Consider the following 20,549-nt stretch of genomic DNA (forward strand, 5'->3'; position numbering starts at 1 on the left):
ATACCGCTTTATTATTTTATTCGCTGATGGTGGAAAAAGCCGCTACAAGGTAATTGACCATCGACCACAACGTCAAAATTGCCGACAAATATAATAGCCAATAACCCATAGAGTTGATCGGCAAGCCGAATAAGTCTTCCCGGTACAGTAGCAAACTGACTGCAGTCATTTGCGCAGTGGTTTTCCACTTTCCCAACACCGACACCTTAACCTTGGCCCGTTGACCGATCTCCGCCATCCATTCCCGTAGCGACGCTATGGCAATCTCACGGCCGATGATAACGGCCGCCGGCACCGCCAAAAAAGGATTGCCTTGCTCCTGCACAATCAAAACCAGAACGATCGCTACCATCAATTTATCGGCAACCGGATCCAAAAAGGCGCCGAAAGCCGTTTGCATATTCATCTTTCTCGCCAAATAACCGTCCAACCAATCGGTAACGCCGGCAATCAGAAAAATTAGCGTACTGGCGATATTCGAATATTGCCAAGGCAAATAAAACACGACGGCCAACAACGGGATCAGTGCGATCCGCAGCAAGGTCAAATAAGTCGGAATTGTGAATCTAATGGCCATCTTGGTGGTGAAACGTATCGTAAATCCGCTGCGCTAATTGTCGGCTAATGCCATCTATACTGGCTAAAGCATCCACACCCGCACTGGACACCCCCTGCAAACCGCCAAACTGCTTCAGCAAAACCTGTCTTCTTTTCGGCCCCAGTCCGGCGATATCCTCCAATACCGATTGCTTATTGACTTTACCGCGCCTTTGTCTGTGCCCGGTTATAGCAAAACGATGCGCCTCGTCGCGAATCTGTTGAATCAATAGTAAAGCGGACGCTCCCGGTGTCACATCCAACGGCTGGCTATTACCAACCAGAATGATTTTTTCCATGCCGGCTTTGCGATCTGGCCCCTTGGCAACCCCGACTATCATAACATCGTTTATCTCCAATTCGGCCAAAGCCTTTTCCGCCTCCGCAACCTGCCCCTTGCCGCCATCGATAAACAGAATATCCGGTGCCCGGTGTTCGCCTTGCTTCAAGCGCTTGAACCGTCTGGAAACCGCCTGGTAAATCGCCGCATAATCGTCGCCCGGCCTTATGCCTTCGATATTGAACCGCCGGTAATCACTTTTCACCGGCCCCTCCCGGTCGAATACCACGCACGACGCCACGGTCTGTTCGCCTTGGGTATGGCTGATATCGAAACACTCCAATCTTTCGGGAATGGCGTCACAAGCCAACTCCTGCTGCAAACTGGCGAATCGGCCGAACAGTCCCTGCTTATCCGCCAGACGAGCGGCCAACGCGTTCTCGGCATTGGTAACCGCCATTTGCAACCATTTCAATCGCTCCCCTCGCACATTGTTCGAGATCGCCACCGCGTGCTTGGCCTGCTCGGCCAGCACTTCGCCGACCAAAGCCGATTCCGGCAAAGCATGACTGACAATAAGTTCGTGCGGCGCCGTCTTATCCAGATAATACTGGGCAATAAACGCCTGCAATATTTCTTCCGGACGGTTTTCCTCCAGCATCTTCGGAAAAAACTGCCGATTGCCCAAGTGTTGGCCATTACGGATGTAAAACACTTGCACACACGCCATGCCGGTTTTTGCGGCGCAGGCAACGATGTCGACATCGCCGCGCTCCCCCTCCACGCATTGTTTCTCCAGCACCGCACGCAACCGCGCGATTTGATCGCGGTAAGCAGCGGCCTGTTCGAACTCCAGCGCTGCTGCAGCTGCCTCCATCTTGCCGACCAGCCGATCGATCAGCAATCCGCCCTTTCCCTCCAGAAACAGAATAGTGTTGTCGACATCCGCGGCGTATCGCTCCCTAGCCACTAATCCGACGCAAGGCGCAGTACAGCGCTCGATCTGATACTGCAAGCACGGCCGGGAACGGGCGTTGTAATAGGAATCCTCGCACTGCCTCACCGGAAATATTTTCTGCAATAGTTTCAAGGTTTCTTTAACGGCGCTGGCGCTCGGGTACGGCCCGAAATATCTGCCGCGCCGCTTTTTGGCGCCTCGGTGAAAAGTCAATTGCGGAAAGTCGTGAAAGCTGGAAATAAACACATACGGATACGACTTGTCGTCGCGCAAACTAATGTTATAGCGCGGCTTGTGGCGCTTAATCTGCTGGCTTTCCAACAACAGCGCTTCGCCTTCGGTATGGGTCACAGTGACCTCAATGCCGGCGACTTTAGCGACCATCGCTTGCTGTTTGGGCGAAGCGGCGTTACTCCTGAAATAACTCGACACCCGGTTCTTCAGGTTTTTAGCTTTGCCGATGTAGATAATCTCGCCTTTGTCGTCCAGCATTTTGTAAATGCCCGGACGTTGCGTCAGCGTTTTGATGAAAGCCTTGGCGTCGAAGCCTGCTGCGTCGCTATCAGTCACGGCCCGCCAACAAAGATCGAATGGTCGCAAATACGTCGGCCAGCATCGCCATGCTCAAACGCTTCGTCTGCACATTGTAGCGGCTGCAATGGTAGGAGCTGACCAAAACATTGCCGCCGGGTAACTGAAAACACTGGTGATGGCCGAATTTGGCGGCACTACTTTTCAAGCCATAAGCGCGCAACACGGCTTGGTGGGCGATATTACCCAAAGCCAAAATGACGGCATTGTCCGGTAAAGTATCGATCTCGGCGGCCAGATAACGATTGCAGCGTTTAATTTCGTCGCCGGTCGGTTTATTTTGCGGCGGCAGACATTTCACCGCATTGGTGATCCGGCAATTGTTCAAAACCAAGCCATCGTCTAGAGCGGCCGAATCCGCTTGATTACTGAAACCGAAATCGTACAAGGCTTGATACAGCAGCAGCCCGGCATAATCTCCCGTGAAAGGCCGGCCGCTGGCATTAGCGCCGTGCATACCCGGCGCCAGACCGACCACCAGCAACTGCGCTGCAGGATCGCCGAACGGCGCAACCGGCTGGGCGTGGTAATCAGGGTATTTAAGCTTGACGTTATCGAGAAATCCTGCCAAACGCTGGCAATCCCGACAATCCTGGTTAAAGCAATTCGAATCCAACATAACAAAAGCCAAAAAAATCTTGCTGATTTTACCCGAGCCGACGAAATCCTGCCGCTTCGACGTCGAAAGCCCGGATATGCGATGTCGGCGCTAATCAGAAAACCAACAAAACGCAACGCCCCCTCCCCGCATCACCATAACCCACCGCTCACAGCGTAATCCGCTGCCGAGTATTCGACCCCGTCAGCGGCGCAAAAAAAAAGGGCCGTAGTACGGCCCTTTTCCAATCGACGCAGCAACGGCAACAAATCAGTCGCTATCTACTTCTTTCATGCTCAAACGCACCCGGCCTTGGCGATCGATTTCCAATACCTTGACCTTGACCACATCGCCTTCGGACAATTTGTCGCTAACCTTCTCGACGCGCTCGTCGGAAATTTGCGAAATGTGCACCAAACCGTCTTTGCCCGGCAGAATAGTCACGAACGCGCCGAAATCCATCAGCCGTACTACTTTACCTTCGTAAGTTTTACCCACTTCGACTTCGGCGGTAATTTCTTCGATCATGCGCTTGGCTTCTTCGCCAGCTGCCTTATCGACCGAAGCGATATTGACGGTACCATCGTCGGTCAAATCGACGCTGGCGCCGGTTTGTTCGGTGATGGCTCGAATCGTTACGCCGCCTTTGCCGATAACTTCGCGGATTTTGGCTGGATCGATTTTGAAGCTGATGATACGCGGCGCAAAGTCGGACATTTGAGTACGCGAGCTGGACAAGGCTTTGTTCATCTCGCCCAGAATATGCAGGCGGCCCTGTTTGGCTTGGTCCAACGCAACTTTCATAATCTCCGGCGTGATACCGTCGATCTTGATATCCATCTGCAACGCGGTGACGCCGCTCTCGGAACCGGCGACTTTAAAATCCATATCGCCCAAATGGTCTTCGTCGCCCAGGATATCTGACAACACGGCAAACTGGTCGCCTTCCTTGATCAAACCCATTGCAATACCGGCTACCGGCGCCTTGATAGGCACGCCGGCATCCATCAACGCCAAGCTGCTACCGCAGACCGACGCCATCGAGCTGGACCCGTTGGATTCGGTGATTTCCGATACGACGCGCAAGACGTAAGGGAATTCGCCCATGTTGGGCAACACCGATTGCACACCGCGCTTGGCCAGACGGCCGTGGCCGATTTCGCGGCGTTTCGGCGAGCCGGTACGGCCGGTTTCGCCGACGCTGAACGGCGGGAAGTTGTAATGAAACAAAAAAGTATCTTTGTATTCGCCGGCCAGCGCGTCGATGATTTGCGCATCACGCTCGGTACCCAATGTCGCGACGACCAACGCTTGGGTTTCGCCACGGGTGAACAATGCGGAACCATGGGTTCTGGGCAGTACGCCGGTACGGATGGTAATCGGCCGCACCGTGGTCAAATCGCGACCGTCGATACGTTTGCGGTCGTTCAGGATCGCACCGCGCACGATGTTGTATTCCAGCGTTTCGATGACGTTGCGAATTTCTTTTTCATCGTAAAGGCCTTCAGCGGTCAATTTTTCGACGACCGCACTGCGGATTGCGCTTAACGCATCCTGTCTGGCCAATTTCTCGGGGATTTGGTATGCGGCTTTGATTTGCGCTTCGGCTTCGGCGGCAACAGCCGCTTTCAAGGCTTCGTTGTCGGCCGGCGGCGCCCAACTGACTGCCGGCGTCGCGGCTGCCGCAGCAAATTCGTTGATCGCGTTAATCGCAACCTGCATTTGCTCGTGGCCGAACAATACTGCGCCCAGCATCACATCTTCCGGCAACAAATCCGCTTCGGATTCGACCATCAGCACGGCTTTTTGCGTACCTGCAACCATTAAACGCAAACGCGATTCCTTCAGTTGCGGCAAGGTAGGGTTCAACACATACTGGCCATCGATGTAACCGATGGTCGCCGCGCCGAGCGGGCCGTTGAACGGCAGACCGGATACGGCCAGTGCGGCGGAAGCGCCTAGGATAGCCGGCGCCTCGGTGTCTATCTCCGGATTCAAAGACAGTACGGTGGCAATGATCTGTACTTCGTTGGTGAAACCTTCGGGAAACAAGGGGCGAATCGGGCGGTCGATCAGGCGCGAGATCAGCGTTTCGTTCTCGCTCGGACGGCCTTCACGTTTGAAAAAACCACCGGGAATTTTGCCTGCGGCAAAGGCTTTCTCTTGATAGTCGACAGTCAACGGAAAAAAATCGCCGCCGCTGCTTTCTTTTTTGCCGACCACAGTCACCAACAGTGTGGTGCCTTCGACGTCGATAATCACCGCGCCGTTGGCTTGGCGGGCAATTTCGCCGGTTTCTAACGTGACGAGACGATCGCCGTACTGAAATTGTTTCCTGATAGGATTCACTATAAGGTTCCTTCGGTTAAAGGTTATGCTGAAAATTTTGCCCTAAAGCAGAAACGGCGCCCCATGCGCCGTTTCCAGATTGTGCTACTTACGAATACCCAGGCGTTCGATCAAAGAACGGTAACGCGCCACATCGGTGTTTTTCAAATAATCCAGCAGTTTGCGGCGTTGGTTAACCATGCGCAGCAGGCCGCGGCGCGAGTGGTTGTCCTTCTTGTGGGTAGCGAAATGCGGAGTCAGTTGGTTGATGTTGGCGGTCAACAAGGCAACCTGGACTTCGGTGGAGCCGGTATCGGATTCCGACAAACGGTATTCTTCAACGACGGCTTTTTTCTGTTCTGCGGTTAATGACATTCTTAATCCCTATCGATTAATTTTGATTTAAAAAACCATCTGGCGATGGCGAGGATGGCACCGTCTCCACAATAGGGTGCAGCGACGGTGCATTTACCCGGATAATCAAGCAGTTTGGCTATCCAGATGAAACAATTTTTTCGGGGCTAGTTTACCATCCATTGAAATTTCCCCCAACCCCAAAAAGCATTCCGGCGAATAGATTCTGACCCGCTCCGCCGCGGCTTCCGCCACGCGAATGCGCTGGCCTTGGCGAATGCGTTCGGCTTGTTCGGCTGTCAATGCAATTTCCGGCATACCAAGCAAAGGCTGGTCCAATGCGATCAAAACCTGCTGCAATTGTTCGGCGTTCATCGCTTGCAACTCCGCCAGGGTATGAGCCTGGCCAATGCCAAACATGCCGGCCGCGGTCCGGCGTAGCATCGTTACGCTGGCGCAACTGCCCAAGCTGTGGCCGATATCTTCGGCCAAGGAACGGATGTAAGTCCCTTTAGAACACGAAACGTCCAGCGTCAGCCTCCCATGCGAGATATCGGCTTCGATCAACTGCAGCTCGTATATTCTGATACGCCTGGCCTGCCTTTCCACGGTCTTGCCTTCCCGGGCCAACTCGTACAATTTCTTGCCTTGGTGCTTAAGCGCGGAATACATCGGCGGCACTTGTTCGATCTCGCCGACAAATCCGGCTAAACACTCGCGCAAGCGGACGTTGTCGAAGGCCGGAACCGGCATTTCGGCAATGACTTTACCTTCGCTGTCGCCGGTGTCGGTCATCACCCCCAACTGCAGTGTCACCAAATAGCGTTTGTCGTCGTCGAGCATCAGCGCCGACACCTTGGTCGCCTCGCCGAAACAGAGCGGCAACAGGCCGGTCGCCAGCGGGTCCAAAGCCCCGGTATGCCCAGCTTTGTTGGCATTGAACAATCTTTTGACTTCCTGCAGCGCCTGGTTCGAAGACACGCCCAGCCGCTTATCGAGCAGCACGATGCCATGCACATCGCGCCCGGTCTTGCGTTTTGCCATTAAGCGTCCTGCTCCGGAGTATCGTCGCCAACAGCAGCGGTCTTACCGCCTTCCAAATCGTGCAATAAGGCCGCGACCCGCATACCGGTATCGAAGGAATTGTCGTAATAAAAATGTAATTCTGAGATATGCCGCAAGCGCATGCGCTTGGCCAACTCGTGGCGAATGAACGGCGATATTTCGTTCAACACTTTGACATTAGCCGCCTTACCGGCGTCGTCGGCATTCAAGACGGTGACGAAAATTTTCGCCACCGCCAAGTCCTTCGACAGCTCGACATCGTTGATCGTCACGAAACCGAGCCGGCTATCCTTGACGTCGCGCAGCATGATGGCGGCCAATTCCTTCTGCATCTCCGAAGCGACCCGCTGGCTGCGGCCGAATTCTTTACCCATATTTAGATTTCCCGCTTGACTTCGATACGTTCGTAAACCTCGATCTGGTCGCCGGCTTTGACGTCGTTATAGTTTTTCACGCCGATACCGCACTCCATGCCCATTTTGACTTCGTTGACATCGTCTTTGAAACGGCGCAGCGATTCCAATTGGCCTTCGAAAATCACCACGTTGTTGCGTAACACCCGGATCGGCAAATTGCGCTTGACGAAGCCGTCGACGACCATACAGCCGGCGATGGCACCGAATTTCGGCGAACGGAACACGTCGCGGACTTCGGCCAGACCGACGATTTTCTCTTGAATGTCCGGCGCCAGCATGCCGCTGATGGCGCGTTTCACTTCGTCGATCGCTTCGTAAATGATGCTGTAGTAATGCAGATCGATGTCTTTTTCCTCGATCAACTTGCGGGCCACCGCATCGGCGCGAACGTTGAAGCCGATCAGAATCGCATTGGACGCCAACGCCAGGTTGGCATCGCCCTCGTTGATACCGCCGACCCCGCCGTAAATGCACTTGACTTGCACTTCCTCGGTCGACAGGCCGACCAAAGATTCGCGCAAGGCTTCCAGACTGCCCTGCACGTCGGTTTTGATGACGACGTTGAGGGTAGAAGTTTCGCCTGCCGACATCCGGGAGAACACGTCGTCCAGTTTCGACGCATGCTGCGCGGCATGGCGGCTGGAACGTTTGCGCTCTTCCCGGTGCGCCGCCAATTCCCGCGCCACGCGCTCGTTTTGCACCACCAGAAACTCGTCGCCGGCATCCGGGGTACCGGACAAGCCCAGAATTTCCACCGGCGCACTCGGGCCGGCCGACTTGATCGCATGCGAATTCTCGTCGAACATGGCCCGAATCCGGCCGTATTCATGGCCGCACAAGACAAACTCGCCCTTGTTCAGCGTACCTTTCTGAATCAGCACGGTAGCGACCACGCCGCGGCCTTTATCCAGCCGCGACTCGATACAGACGCCGGATGCGGTACCGTCTTTGGGCGCTTTCAACTCCAACACCTCGGCCAGCACGATTAACGCTTCGATCAGATCGTCGATGCCGGCGCCGGTTTTCGCCGACACTTTCAAGAACTGGACGTCGCCGCCCCATTCTTCCGGCACCACGTTGAGCGTGGCCAACTCCTGCATGACCCGGTCCGGATTGGCCTCCGGCTTATCGATCTTATTCAGGGCGACAATGATAGGCACATTCGCGGCACGAGCGTGTTCGATCGCCTCTTTGGTCTGCGGCATCACGCCGTCGTCGGCAGCAACCACGACGATTACGATATCGGTGACTTCCGCCCCGCGGGCGCGCATCGCAGTAAACGCGGCGTGGCCCGGGGTGTCGAGGAAGGTAACCGCGCCGTGGTCGGTCTTAACCTGATATGCACCGATGTGCTGGGTAATACCGCCGGCCTCGCCCGCGGCGACGCGGGTTTTGCGAATGTAGTCCAGCAACGAGGTTTTACCGTGGTCGACGTGGCCCATGATCGTGACAATCGGCGCTCTCGACGACAGCTTGACGTCTCCGGCATCGCCGATCACTTCGGCCAGCATTTCCTGCTCGAAATCGTCCTCGCTCTGCATGATGGCTTTATGGCCCATCTCTTCGACCAAGATCACCGCCGTTTCCTGGTCGATGGTCTGGTTGATAGTGGTCATGATGCCCAACTTCATCAAATGCTTGATCACTTCCGCCGCTTTGATGTTCATCTTCTGCGCCAGATCGGACACCACAATGGTTTCCGGAATCGTGACATCGTAAACGGTGGGTGCTTGCGGTTTTTCGAACTTATGCCGACCCTGGTGCAGATCGATCTCGAACTCAGGTTTTTCCCGCCGCGGCGCCGGTTTCGCTTTCTTGGCCTTGCCGCGCCGGGCGTCGCCGCCGCCGACTTCGACATCCGGCGTCGGTCCGCGCGAAGGCTTGAATTCGGCTTTTTTCTTGTGCAGGGTTTGTTGCTGCTTGGCTTCGGCTTTCTTTTTGACCTTCTCGGCAGTTCGTTGTACCGCCGCTTCCAGACGTTGTTTCTTTTCTTCTTCCAACCGCTGCTCTTCGGTCATTTCCACCGGCTTGGCGGGAGCCGGAGCTTCAACCGCCGGAACTTCCGGCTGCGCTTCCGGTGCAGGGCTCGGTTGAACCGGCACCGGCTCCGGAACGGCCGCATCATTGCTGACCGCGACGGCGGCGACTTCTTCCTCGGCTTTAAGTTCGATTTGCTGCTTACGTTTTTCCTCGTCCAGCAACTGCTGTTTACGCTGCTCTTCCAAAGCCTGCTTAGCCAGCTCCGCTTGCCTTTGCTCCTCGTTGCCGAGCAAATCGCTGCGTTTAATGTACGTTTTTTGCTTACGGACTTCGACGCTGACTGTCTTGACAGCCGCACCGGGCGGAGTCGATTGTTTCAGTTCGGTCTTGGTACTGCGCTTCAACGTGATCCGTTTCGGCGTGGCCGCTTCCTGGTCGACATCGGTCTTACCGTGACGCTTACGCAGATGGGCCAGCAGCTTAACTTTTTCGTCGTCGTCGATAACGTCGTCCGGCGCGCTGGCACTAAGGCCGGCCTCTTTTAGCTGTTCCAAAAAACGTTCCAGAGGGATGCCAACAACTTCCGCTAATTCCTGTACTGTTTTATCGCTCATAATATCCTCCGGTCTCAGCCCTTATCCTCTGCGAACCAAGACTCGCGGGCTTTCATGATTAGTTTACCAGCACGCTCTTCGGTCATTCCGGTAAATTCGATAATATCATCGATGGCCTGCTCTGCCAGATCGTCCAAAGTCACGATGCCTTTGGCCGCCATCTCTCTAGCCAACTCCTCGCTCATACCTTCCATGGCCAGCAACTCCGGACTCGGTTCGGCGGTTTCGATTTTCTCTTCCGAGGCGATCGCACTGATCAACAATGCGTCTTTGGCGCGGCTGCGCAGAGCTTCGACCAATTCCTCGTCGAAACCTTCGATTTCCAGCATTTCGTCCACCGGGATATAGGCAATTTCCTCGACGTTATTCAATCCAACATCGACCAGGATGCCGGCAATTTCTTCATCGACGTCCAGCAAATCCATGAACTGCTGCTTGGCCTTAGCGGCCGCTTCATCGTGGTTTTTACCGACCTGGGCGGCATCGAGAATATTCAATTCCCAACCGGTCAATTCGGTGGCCAAACGCACGTTTTGGCCGCCGCGGCCGATCGCTTGCGACAGGCTGTCGGTCGCGACCGCCACATCCATGCTGTGCTTATCTTCGTCGACCACGATCGATTGGATTTCGGCCGGCGACATGGCATTAATCACGAACTGGGCGTCGTTGGCGTTCCACAGGATGATATCCACCCGTTCGCCGGCCAATTCGTTGGAAATCGCCTGCACCCGCGAACCGCGCATACCGACGCAGGCACCGACCGGATCCAAGCGCGGGTCGTTGGCCCTGACGGCGATTTTTGCCCGCGACCCCGGATCGCGCGCCGCAGCCAGAATGTCGATCAAACCCTCGCCCACTTCAGGCACTTCCAGGCGAAACAGGGCAATCAGCAACTCCGGCGCGGTACGGCTGACGAACAACTGCGGGCCGCGCGGTTCGGAACGCACCGCTTTCAAGTAACCGCGCACCCGGTCGCCCATGCGTACCGGCTCTTTCGGAATCATATCTTCGCGCGCAATGTAAGCCTCGACGTGGCCGCCCAAATCCAGATACACGCTGCCTTTTTCCAGCCGTTTGACGACGCCGGTCACCAGCTCGCCCACCCGGTCCTGGTATGCCTCGACGATTTTTTTGCGTTCCGCTTCGCGCACTTTCTGGATAATCACCTGCTTGGCGGTTTGCGCGGCAATCCGGCAAAAGGCAACGGATTCGATCTCTTCTTCGACGTAATCGCCGACCTGCACCTCGGGGTTGTCGAGCTGGGCTGCTTCCAACAGAATTTGCCAGCCGGGATGCTCGACATCGCCGTTGATTTCCGGATTGGCGTCGACCACTTGCCAGCGGCGATAGGTCAGGTAGTCCCCGGTCTGGCGGTTGACCGCAACCCGAACTTTAACCGGATTTTCGTAACGTTTGACGGTGGCCGCTTCCAGTGCCGATTCGATCGCCTGAAAGATGATTTCCTTATCGATTTCTTTTTCGTTGGCAAAAACATCCGCCACCAATAGAATTTCTTTATTCGCCACTGCGACCTCCTTTATTAAAATCGTAATCCGGCGCCAAGCGCGCCTTGCTCATTGCCTGAAACGGCACGCTGAATAACTTTTCGCCTTCTTGAATCACTACCGCCTCGCCGTCGACGCTTTTGATTTCGCCGCTGAGTTTGCGCCGCTTATCGATCGGTTTAAACAGGCTGATATTGACCTTACTGCCGACAAAACGCTGAAATTGGCTCAGTTTGAAAAACGGCCGGTCGGCGCCAGGCGAAGACACTTCCAACTGGTACTCGCCGGGAATCGGATCTTCGACGTCGAGCATACCGCTCAACTGGTGACTGACTTTGCTGCAGTCGTCCAACAAAATACCCTGTTCGCTGTCGATATAAACGCGCAGCATGCCGTGCGAAGGATGCGGGTTATATTCGATGCCCACGCATTCGTAACCCAGTCCTTCCACGATGGGCTCGATCAAATCCACCAAGTGTTCCGGAGCCTGTTTCATTGCCGTCTCGCCTTTTCAAACCCAAAAAAAAAGAGCCTCAGGCTCTTCCATAAACGTCAAACACTGCCTTGGGATTCCGTTTTCGAAAGCCCACAAAACAAAAAACCCCATAAAGGGGCTTTCGGTTTTTCAAACCACGCTTAGGAATGGTGCCCAAGGACAGAATCGAACTGTCGACACGAGGATTTTCAGTCCTCTGCTCTACCGACTGAGCTACCTGGGCTACGGCCTATCCAAAAAATCTGTGGTGCCCAAGGACAGAATCGAACTGTCGACACGAGGATTTTCAGTCCTCTGCTCTACCGACTGAGCTACCTGGGCGGCGTTAAGAGCCGTCCATTAAACTAGGTTATGCGCATTTCGTCAAGCAAAAAACACGCACTCCGCCACGAACTGGACAGCACACGGCTTTTTATGCAATTCTTCGCCGCCTGTTAGCCGGCCGTTTAGAGCCCGGTTCCGCTCGTTTTCGACCCGTTTACGAGCCGGCATTTGCCATTTCGCCAACATCGACCATCGAAACCAGTTATGCAAGAATTAAACGACGTCCGCGGCTTAATCATCGACATGGACGGCGTGTTATGGCACGGCGACCGCGCCCAGACCGGCATCGGCGATTTCTTCCAGGCCCTGCGCAATCGGCAACTGCCCTTTGTATTGGCCACCAACAACGCCAGTATGACCGCCGAACAATATGTTGCCAAACTGGCCGGCATGGACGTGGAAGTTGGCGTACACGAAATTCTGACCTCCGGCATGGCCACCGCTTTATATTTGGCGCAGCGCTACCAACCGCAATCGACCCGGGTGTTTGTGATCGGCGGCATCGGCGCCCGCCAACCTTTGATCGATTTGGGCTTTACCTTGACCGGACTCAACGATACCGAACCGCAAACCCGGGCACACTTGGTGGTTTGCGGCATGGACCGCGAGCTGAGCTGGGACAAACTTGCTACCGCAACGCTGAACTTGCGGGCCGGCGCCCACTTCATCGGCACCAACGGCGACATGTCGCTACCCACCGAGCGCGGCGAAACCCATGGCAACGGCGCGATCCTGGCAGCGTTAACCGCCACCACCGGCGTCAAGCCGATGATCATCGGCAAACCGGAGCCGATCATCTACCGGCAAGCTCTGGGCTTGCTGAACACGCCTCCAGAGCGGACCATCGCCATCGGCGACCGCCTGGATACCGATATTCTCGGCGCCGTGCGTACCGGCATCCGCAGCCTGATGGTACTCAGCGGCGTTTCCAGCCGGGCCGACGTGGAAGCCGCCGACTTCGGCCCGACCTGGATCGTGCCGGATATCCGCGACGTCACCCGGATGCTGCTCGATTTACCGGCCTGATTCCCTCTCTAATATTCGCGGAGACACTTCATGAAAAAATTCATCGACGATCCCAACAGCTTGCTCGATACCAGCCTGCAAGGCTTTGCCAAGGCCCACGCCGACATCCTGGACTTGAATCCGGAACCGCGCTTCGTCTACCGTAAACAACGGAAATCCGGCAAGGTGGCGCTGATCTCCGGCGGCGGTTCCGGCCACGAACCGCTGCACAGCGGCTTCGTCGGCTTCGGCATGCTCGACGCCGCCTGCCCCGGCCAAGTGTTCACCTCGCCGACGCCGGACCAGATGATGGCCGCAGCCGAAGCCGTCGACGGCGGCGCCGGCGTATTGTTCATCGTCAAAAACTACGCCGGCGACGTGATGAATTTCGAAATGGCCGGGGAAATGCTGGCGCTGCCGAATGCCAGCGTATTGGTCAACGACGACATCTCGCTGCCGAAATCGCATAGCATCGGCCGGCGCGGCGTAGCCGGCACTACGATTGTCGAAAAGATCGTCGGTGCCGCGGCGGAAGCCGGTGCCGACCTTGCCAGTTGCAAGGCCCTGGGCGAACGCGTCAATCAAGCAACCGCATCGCTGGGCGTAGCGCTGACCAGTTGCACGGTACCCGCGCTGGGCCACCCCACGTTCGCGCTGGCCGAGGACGAAATGGAATACGGCGTCGGCATCCACGGCGAACGCGGCCGGGAAACCGTCAAACTGGCCGGGGCCAGCGAAATCGTCGCCCAATTGGCCGAGCACATTGCCGACGAATTGCAAATTGGCGCCGGGCAAAATGCCTTGCTGCACGTCAACGGCTTCGGCGCAACGCCGCTGATCGAGCTGCATTCGATTTACGAACTGGCCTGGCGACAGTTCAACCGACGCGGACTGAACATTCAACGCAGCTTGGTCGGCAATTTCACGACGTCGCTGGACATGGCCGGCTGCTCGCTGACCTTGACCCTGCTGGACGACGAGATGCTGGCCTACTGGGACGCGCCGGTCAATACTGCGACACTGCGCTGGGGTTGTTAGCCCGCCCGCAGCCGGTTTTAAGCGGCAGCCTTATCCAGCACGTCGGCGATCGCGGCGATCATCAACTGTGCGGTTTTGGCACCGGCATCGACATGGCCTTTGCTGCGTTCGCCGAGAAACGAGGCCCTGCCCTTGGTTGCCACCATATCCCGCGTCGCTTCGGCACCGTCCGCGGCGACTTGGCGCAAACGCGCCAAAATCGTCGGCAGCGCACTATTCGCCGCCGCCTCCGCATGCAAGGCCTGAGCGGCCGGCACCAATACATCCAACATGGTTTTTTCGCCGACATCCGCCTTGCCACGCTGCTTGACCGCTTCCACCGCTTGCAGCAACGCTTCCGAAAAACCGCGAACGTCCGCAGCTTGGTCGCGGCCATGCTTGGCCAAGCCGATAAACAGAGTAGCGTACAACGATCCCGAAGCGCCGCCGACGGCCGACATCACGGTCATCCCTATCTTTTGCCAGGCCGCCGGCCAATCCAGCGCCGCAATTTCCTCGGCATGCTGTTGTAACGCCTGCAAACCGCGTTGCAAATTAAAGACATGGTCACCGTCGCCTATCGCCTGGTCCAATTCGGTAACCTCAGCGGCGTTAGCGTCGATAACGGCGATCAAAGCCCGGACCAACTCCGGAAAAATAACGGGGGTAATCGGCATGCCGCCTCCTGAACGATATCTGAAAACGTTCGAGCATAGCCAAAGCGCGGGCGGTCTGTCCAGCCGGCCGCCGCCGCCATAGGCTATTCCGGTCTTAGGTTATCGTGTCCGAGCGAACGCTTCGCCAGCCCCGAAGGCTGCAACCGCGACCGCAGCCGTTTCAAACGGCGCCGGGTTCCGCAGCGTTATCGTCGAGCGCTGTCAACTCGCCGTCTTCCAGCGAAGCGCTGAACCGGTATTTTTCCTGTAAATAGGCGTGCAACCATGCGTCGGTATCGGCCCGTTTTTGCGGCAAGGCTTCGTTCATTTGTTGTAAGCGCTGGCGCACGGCGTGCCGCGGCAGCAGCAACAGTTCGATATCGGCCATCGACACGAATTTTTCCGGTTCCGGATTGCGGCCATTGAAGATTTTAAACAACTGGTGCTTCTTCAGGCCCAAGTAGGTATTCAGCTCGTTTTTGAACTCGATGAACAACGGCAATAAATCGCTGCCGACGCAAGCGTCGTCGTGGAGTTTGTGCAAACGATTCAGTAAATGGTAGACGGCAAAGCGGTACAACTCGGATTCGCGCACCAATAGTCTGGCGGCGGTCGAACGCACCGCAATCCGGTCGGAATTATTCAGCCTTATCGAAACGATGTGTTTTTTATCGTCTATCAGATGCTCGTTCTCGTTCAACGCAAATCCCTTGAAAGTTAGTAGCCTGCCAAGCCTAAGCCGCCGAAACGGCTTTAAATGACGGAACTCTACTGCATCTATATTACAAATTTATAACAGCGCACCGGCGCTGACCGGCGCGAGTTTGCCGAAAACTGCGGGAATTTGAAAAAAGAGCCAGGCTGAAACTATTGTTTGCTTCGCTAGCGTTTAAAAAATATAATCGCGCGCTTTTTTCAAGCGAACTGCGTTTTTTAAAACACCTTCAGAGCCTTGCAAATGACCAGCCATATCATGCCCACTTACGCCCGCCAGTCGGTCACTTTTTCGCGCGGAGAAGGCGCGTGGTTGTGGGACAGCGAAGGCCGACGCTATCTGGACGCGGTAGCCGGTATTGCCGTGTGCAGCTTGGGGCACGCACATCCTGCCGTCCACGAAGCCCTGTGTCGGCAAAGCAAAATCCTGCTGCACACGTCCAATCTGTACGGTGTGGAACTGCAGGCGCAATTGGCCGACCGTTTGATCGCGCTGAGCGGCATGGACAACGTGTTTTTCGCCAACTCCGGCGCCGAGGCCAACGAAGCCGCAATCAAGATCGCCCGCAAATACGGCCACCAACGCGGCATCGACAATCCGGTGGTGTTGACCATGGAGAAAAGCTTCCACGGCCGCACCATGGGCACCTTGAGCGCGACCGGCAACAGCAAGATCAAACAAGGTTTCGCACCGTTATTGGCCGGCTTCAGCCACGTGCCGTACAACGATATTCCGGCGCTGGAAGCCGCCATCGCGGCGGATGGCAACATTGTGGCGATCATGGCGGAACCGGTGCAAGGCGAAGGCGGCGTCAATATCCCGGCCGCCGATTATCTAAACCGGATTCGCGAATTGTGCGACCGCCATAACTTGTTGATGATACTGGATGAAATCCAGACCGGTGTCGGCCGTACCGGAAAATTTTTGGCTTATCAACACAACGGCATCTTGCCCGATGTCTGCACGATGGCCAAAGCCTTGGGCAACGGCGTGCCGATCGGCGCCTGCCTGGCGCGCGGCAAAGCGGCCGAGGTGTTGACGGCCGGCAACCACGGTTCGACCTTCGGCGGCAACCCGTTAGCGTGCAGTGCGGCGCTGGCGGTACTGGAAACGTTGACCGGCTCCGGCTTGATAGCCCAAGCGGCCGAAAAAGGCGAAAAAATCCATGCAGCGTTGCAGCAAGCCCTGGCCGGCAATCCGCATATCGTTTCGATCCGCAACAAAGGCTTGATGATCGGCATCGAATTGGATCGGCCTTGCGCCCAACTGGTCGGCATGGCCTTGGCTCAAGGCCTGCTGATCAACGTCACCGCCGACAACACCATCCGGTTATTGCCGCCGTTGATCATCGACGACGCCCAAATCGCTACGCTGACCGAAACCTTGGCGGCGCTTATTCAGGACTTTAGCAGGTAAATCGCCATGCAACCCAGACACTTCACCAGCCTGCTGGATTTAACCAGCGCCGAGCTTATCGCTTTGATCCATCGGGCAATCGAGCTGAAACGCCATCGCGATCCCGACTACCAACCGTTAAAAGGCAAAGTGCTGGCGATGATTTTCGAAAAATCCTCGACCAGGACCCGAATCTCGTTCGAGGCCGGCATGGCCCAATTCGGCGGTACGGCATTGTTTTTGTCGCCGCGCGATACCCAACTGGGCCGCGGCGAACCGTTGGAAGACAGCGCCAAAGTCATCTCCAGCATGGTGGATTGCATCATGCTGCGCACCCACAAACACGAGACCGTCACCACCTTTGCCCAGCATTCGCGGGTTCCGGTGATTAACGGTCTGACCGATCTAAAGCATCCTTGCCAATTGCTGGCGGACATGCAGACTTATTTCGAATTCCGCGGCGACATCGCCGGCAAGACCGTGGCCTGGGTCGGCGACGGCAACAATATGTGCCACTCCTACATCAACGCGGCGCGCCAGTTCGGCTTTAAACTGAACATCGCCTGCCCGGTCGATTACCGCCCGTTGCAAAGCATCGTCGATCCGGCCGGCGACCGGGTCGCATTCTTCAATACGCCTGAACAGGCCGCGCATCAGGCCGATCTGGTCGTCACCGACGTCTGGGCCAGCATGGGCCAGGAAGAGGAGCAAAAGAAACGCGAATTCGTGTTCAAAGACTTCCAAGTCAACGCCGCTACCATGGCGGCGGCCAAGGCCGACGCGCTGTTCATGCATTGCTTGCCGGCACACCGCGGCGAAGAAGTCACCGCGGAGGTGATCGACGGCCCGCAAAGCGTGGTTTTTCCGGAGGCGGAGAACCGTTTGCACGCCCAGAAAGCGTTACTGGAATTTCTCATCTGCCGATAATTTCGCTAGAATCGCCGCTTTATTCAAAAGCCGACCGACGAGTGATACCGTGAAAAAGCCTTTTATCTGCCTGTTTGCCAGCCTGTTTTTCACCAATATCGCGCTAGCCAAAACGGCTTACGTCACGGATAAAGTCGAAGTGCCCTTACGCAGCGGCGAAAGCGAACGCAGTAAAATCGTCAAGATGCTGGAAAACGGCGCGCCGGTTACAGTATTGGGCGACAACACCGAGAACGGCTATACCTACATCCAAACCGGCAGCGGCTCCGAGGGCTTTATCCTGACGCGTTATTTGAGCGGCGAACCCAGTGCCCGCAACCAACTCGAAGCCGCGAACAAAAAACTGGAAGCGTTGCAGGAAGAAAACAAGCAACTGAAAGCTTCCCAGGCCAGCAGCCAGGAAATCGGCAAAGAACGCGATAAACTCAGTGCCGACCTCAGCGAATTGCAACAAACCGCGGCCAACGCGATCCAACTGAAACAACAACGCGACCAGTTGCAGGAACGCGTCATCGCAGTCGAACGCGAACTGCAACAACTGAAGCGGGAAAACCTGGCATTGACCGACAACACCAACCAGGACTGGTTTCTTTACGGCGGCGGCCTATCGTTGTTTGGCGTACTGCTCGGCTTCATTCTGCCAAAAATAAGTTGGCGCCGCCGCTCCAGCGGTTGGGATACGTTTTAATCGTTAACGGCTTTAACCATCGGCTTCGCCGCGGTTAACGACACCCTTTTCAACTCGGCAATCTAAGGTTGCCGCTTTCCGCTTTTAGTAGGAATCACCATGCCTGCATACCGTTCATATACCACTACTCAAGGCCGCAACATGGCTGGCGCGCGCGCATTGTGGCGCGCCACCGGCATGAAAGAAGGCGATTTCAACAAACCGATCATTGCGGTCGCCAACTCCTTCACCCAATTCGTACCCGGCCACGTGCATTTGAAAGACTTGGGCCAATTGGTCGCACGCGAGATCGAACTGGCCGGCGGCGTAGCGAAAGAATTCAACACCATCGCGGTCGACGACGGCATTGCCATGGGCCACGACGGCATGCTTTACAGCCTGCCGAGCCGCGACCTGATCGCCGACAGTGTCGAATACATGGTCAACGCCCACTGCGCTGATGCCATCGTCTGCATTTCCAACTGCGACAAGATCACCCCCGGCATGTTGATGGCGGCAATGCGGCTGAACATCCCGGTGATTTTCGTCTCGGGCGGACCGATGGAGGCCGGTAAAGTGCGTCTGGCCGAAGGCGCAGACATCAAAAAACTGGATTTGATCGACGCGATGGTGATGGCGGCCGACAGCAAAGTCTCCGACAACGATTTGGCAGCGGTCGAACGCTCGGCCTGTCCGACCTGCGGCTCTTGCTCCGGCATGTTCACCGCCAACTCGATGAACTGTCTGACCGAAGCGCTGGGCTTGTCGTTGCCGGGTAATGGCACCGTGGTCGCTACCCACGCCGACCGCGAACAATTGTTCAAACAAGCCGGCCACCGCATCGTCGAACTGGCCAAACAATATTACGAACAAAACGACGAATCGGTGTTGCCGCGCTCGGTCGGTTTCAAGGCCTTCGAGAACGCGATTGCATTGGACATCGCGATGGGCGGCTCGACCAACACCATTCTGCATTTGCTGGCTATCGCGCAAGAAGCCAATATCGATTTCACGATGGCCGACATCGACCGCATGTCGCGCGTGGTGCCGCAGTTGTGCAAGGTGGCGCCCAACACCAACAAATACCATATCGAGGACGTACACCGCGCCGGCGGTATCATGGCGATTCTGGCCGAGTTGAACCGGGCCGGTAAACTGCACACCGACGTCCCGACCGTACACGCCAAAACGTTGGGCGATGCCTTGGCGCAATGGGATGTGATGAACAATCCCAGCGATGCGGTGAAAACCTTTTACCTGGCCGGTCCGGGCGGCATTCCGACTCAGGTAGCCTTCAGCCAAAGCGCGCGCTGGCCGAGTCTGGACCTGGACCGCGCCGCAGGCTGCATTCGCTCGTTCGAACACGCCTTCAGCCAGGAAGGCGGCTTAGCGGTGCTGCACGGCAATATCGCGCTGGACGGCTGCGTGGTAAAAACCGCCGGCGTCGACGACAGCCTGCTGGTGTTCGAAGGCAATGCCCATGTAGTCGAGTCGCAGGACGAAGCGGTGGAAAACATCCTGGCCGACAAAGTCAAGGCCGGCGATGTCGTCGTGGTGCGCTACGAAGGCCCCAAGGGCGGCCCCGGCATGCAGGAAATGCTGTATCCGACCAGCTACATCAAATCCAAAGGTCTGGGCAAGGCCTGCGCGCTATTGACCGACGGCCGCTTTTCCGGCGGCACCTCGGGTCTGTCGATCGGGCACTGCTCACCGGAAGCGGCGGCCGGTGGTGCCATCGGTTTGCTGAAGAACGGCGACCGCATTCGCATCGACATTCCGAATCGCTCGATCAACGTTTTGCTGTCAGACGATGAACTAGCCCAACGCCGCGCCGAACAAGACAAATTAGGCTGGAAACCGGCCAAGTCGCGGCCGCGCAAAGTTTCTGTCGCTTTAAAAGCCTATGCCGCGTTTGCCACTTCCGCCGACAAGGGTGCTGTAAGGGATTTGTCGAAGCTCGAAGCAGACTGAACTCGCCAAAGCGGCAGTGTAATTGTGCGATAGCCGGGTTTGAGACTCTGTAGGGTTTCAAACCCTTGAGCAGCGTTGAGTAGAATAAGC

Annotated in this window: 18 protein-coding genes and 2 tRNA genes; 6 read left to right on the top strand and 14 right to left on the bottom strand. The window is 56.3% G+C overall.

The features are described from left to right. Positions 1-16: 16 nt before the first annotated feature. The 12 genes from pgsA to VXJ35_RS13790 all read right to left on the bottom strand — a co-directional run bounded on the left by pgsA (position 17) and on the right by VXJ35_RS13790 (position 12,103). Positions 17-577, bottom strand: coding sequence for a CDP-diacylglycerol--glycerol-3-phosphate 3-phosphatidyltransferase (pgsA, locus tag VXJ35_RS13735; RefSeq protein WP_054760649.1), 561 nt, complete (start codon positions 575-577; stop codon positions 17-19). Then, on the bottom strand, positions 567-2,405 hold the full coding sequence (gene uvrC / locus VXJ35_RS13740) for an excinuclease ABC subunit UvrC (RefSeq protein WP_064021990.1): 1,839 nt from the start codon (positions 2,403-2,405) through the stop codon (positions 567-569). Before uvrC ends, pgsA begins: the two co-directional genes overlap by 11 nt. Continuing rightward, the gene (locus VXJ35_RS13745) at positions 2,398-3,045 is read right to left on the bottom strand and encodes a uracil-DNA glycosylase (RefSeq protein ID WP_064021991.1); all 648 of its coding nucleotides are present in this window, start codon (positions 3,043-3,045) and stop codon (positions 2,398-2,400) included. Before VXJ35_RS13745 ends, uvrC begins: the two co-directional genes overlap by 8 nt. 249 nt (positions 3,046-3,294) lie before the next feature. After that, positions 3,295-5,373, bottom strand: coding sequence for a polyribonucleotide nucleotidyltransferase (gene pnp / locus VXJ35_RS13750; protein ID WP_064021992.1), 2,079 nt, complete (start codon positions 5,371-5,373; stop codon positions 3,295-3,297). A gap of 84 nt (positions 5,374-5,457) precedes the next feature. Next, positions 5,458-5,727, bottom strand: coding sequence for a 30S ribosomal protein S15 (gene rpsO, locus VXJ35_RS13755; RefSeq protein ID WP_064021993.1), 270 nt, complete (start codon positions 5,725-5,727; stop codon positions 5,458-5,460). A gap of 105 nt (positions 5,728-5,832) precedes the next feature. Beyond that, a complete protein-coding gene (gene truB, locus VXJ35_RS13760) occupies positions 5,833-6,750 on the bottom strand; it encodes a tRNA pseudouridine(55) synthase TruB (RefSeq protein ID WP_064021994.1) in 918 nt (305 codons plus the stop codon). Further along, complete coding sequence (gene rbfA / locus VXJ35_RS13765) at positions 6,750-7,145, bottom strand: 30S ribosome-binding factor RbfA (protein ID WP_064021995.1); 396 nt, start codon at positions 7,143-7,145, stop codon at positions 6,750-6,752. Before rbfA ends, truB begins: the two co-directional genes overlap by 1 nt. Before the next feature lie 2 nt (positions 7,146-7,147). Then, on the bottom strand, positions 7,148-9,781 hold the full coding sequence (infB, locus tag VXJ35_RS13770) for a translation initiation factor IF-2 (RefSeq protein WP_064021996.1): 2,634 nt from the start codon (positions 9,779-9,781) through the stop codon (positions 7,148-7,150). Between the two features lie 14 nt (positions 9,782-9,795). Then, a complete protein-coding gene (gene nusA / locus VXJ35_RS13775) occupies positions 9,796-11,307 on the bottom strand; it encodes a transcription termination factor NusA (protein WP_054760645.1) in 1,512 nt (503 codons plus the stop codon). Beyond that, positions 11,297-11,782 (bottom strand): ribosome maturation factor RimP, encoded by a 486-nt coding sequence (gene rimP / locus VXJ35_RS13780; protein WP_064021997.1) that lies wholly within the window; start codon positions 11,780-11,782, stop codon positions 11,297-11,299. Before rimP ends, nusA begins: the two co-directional genes overlap by 11 nt. A 147-nt stretch (positions 11,783-11,929) precedes the next feature. Beyond that, positions 11,930-12,005, bottom strand: a tRNA-Phe gene (locus tag VXJ35_RS13785). Between the two features lie 22 nt (positions 12,006-12,027). Next, positions 12,028-12,103, bottom strand: a tRNA-Phe gene (locus tag VXJ35_RS13790). A 207-nt stretch (positions 12,104-12,310) separates the two neighbouring features. Between VXJ35_RS13790 and VXJ35_RS13795 the strand changes: the two genes are divergently transcribed. Continuing rightward, a complete protein-coding gene (locus VXJ35_RS13795) occupies positions 12,311-13,132 on the top strand; it encodes an HAD-IIA family hydrolase (protein WP_064021998.1) in 822 nt (273 codons plus the stop codon). Between the two features lie 30 nt (positions 13,133-13,162). Beyond that, complete coding sequence (gene dhaK, locus VXJ35_RS13800) at positions 13,163-14,149, top strand: dihydroxyacetone kinase subunit DhaK (RefSeq protein WP_064021999.1); 987 nt, start codon at positions 13,163-13,165, stop codon at positions 14,147-14,149. Between the two features lie 17 nt (positions 14,150-14,166). Here dhaK and dhaL read toward each other — a convergent pair whose 3' ends face one another. Next, positions 14,167-14,805, bottom strand: coding sequence for a dihydroxyacetone kinase subunit DhaL (gene dhaL, locus VXJ35_RS13805; protein ID WP_064022000.1), 639 nt, complete (start codon positions 14,803-14,805; stop codon positions 14,167-14,169). Positions 14,806-14,965: 160 nt separating this feature from the next. Continuing rightward, complete coding sequence (locus tag VXJ35_RS13810; RefSeq protein ID WP_174893218.1) at positions 14,966-15,484, bottom strand: hypothetical protein; 519 nt, start codon at positions 15,482-15,484, stop codon at positions 14,966-14,968. Between the two features lie 258 nt (positions 15,485-15,742). Here VXJ35_RS13810 and VXJ35_RS13815 point away from each other — a divergent pair, with 258 nt between their 5' ends. The 4 genes from VXJ35_RS13815 to ilvD all read left to right on the top strand — a co-directional run bounded on the left by VXJ35_RS13815 (position 15,743) and on the right by ilvD (position 20,459). After that, positions 15,743-16,915, top strand: a complete 1,173-nt coding sequence (locus tag VXJ35_RS13815) for an acetylornithine transaminase (RefSeq protein ID WP_064022002.1) — start codon at positions 15,743-15,745, stop codon at positions 16,913-16,915. A gap of 6 nt (positions 16,916-16,921) precedes the next feature. Next, positions 16,922-17,821, top strand: a complete 900-nt coding sequence (gene argF, locus VXJ35_RS13820) for an ornithine carbamoyltransferase (RefSeq protein WP_064022003.1) — start codon at positions 16,922-16,924, stop codon at positions 17,819-17,821. Between the two features lie 49 nt (positions 17,822-17,870). After that, positions 17,871-18,509: a TIGR04211 family SH3 domain-containing protein gene (locus VXJ35_RS13825; protein WP_064022004.1), complete on the top strand. Its 639-nt coding sequence runs from the start codon at positions 17,871-17,873 to the stop codon at positions 18,507-18,509. A gap of 99 nt (positions 18,510-18,608) precedes the next feature. Further along, positions 18,609-20,459 (top strand): dihydroxy-acid dehydratase, encoded by a 1,851-nt coding sequence (gene ilvD / locus VXJ35_RS13830; protein WP_064022005.1) that lies wholly within the window; start codon positions 18,609-18,611, stop codon positions 20,457-20,459. The last annotated feature ends 90 nt before the right edge of the window (positions 20,460-20,549 follow it).

This window comes from Methylomonas sp. DH-1, assembly GCF_046097555.1.
GTDB lineage: Bacteria > Pseudomonadota > Gammaproteobacteria > Methylococcales > Methylomonadaceae > Methylomonas > Methylomonas koyamae.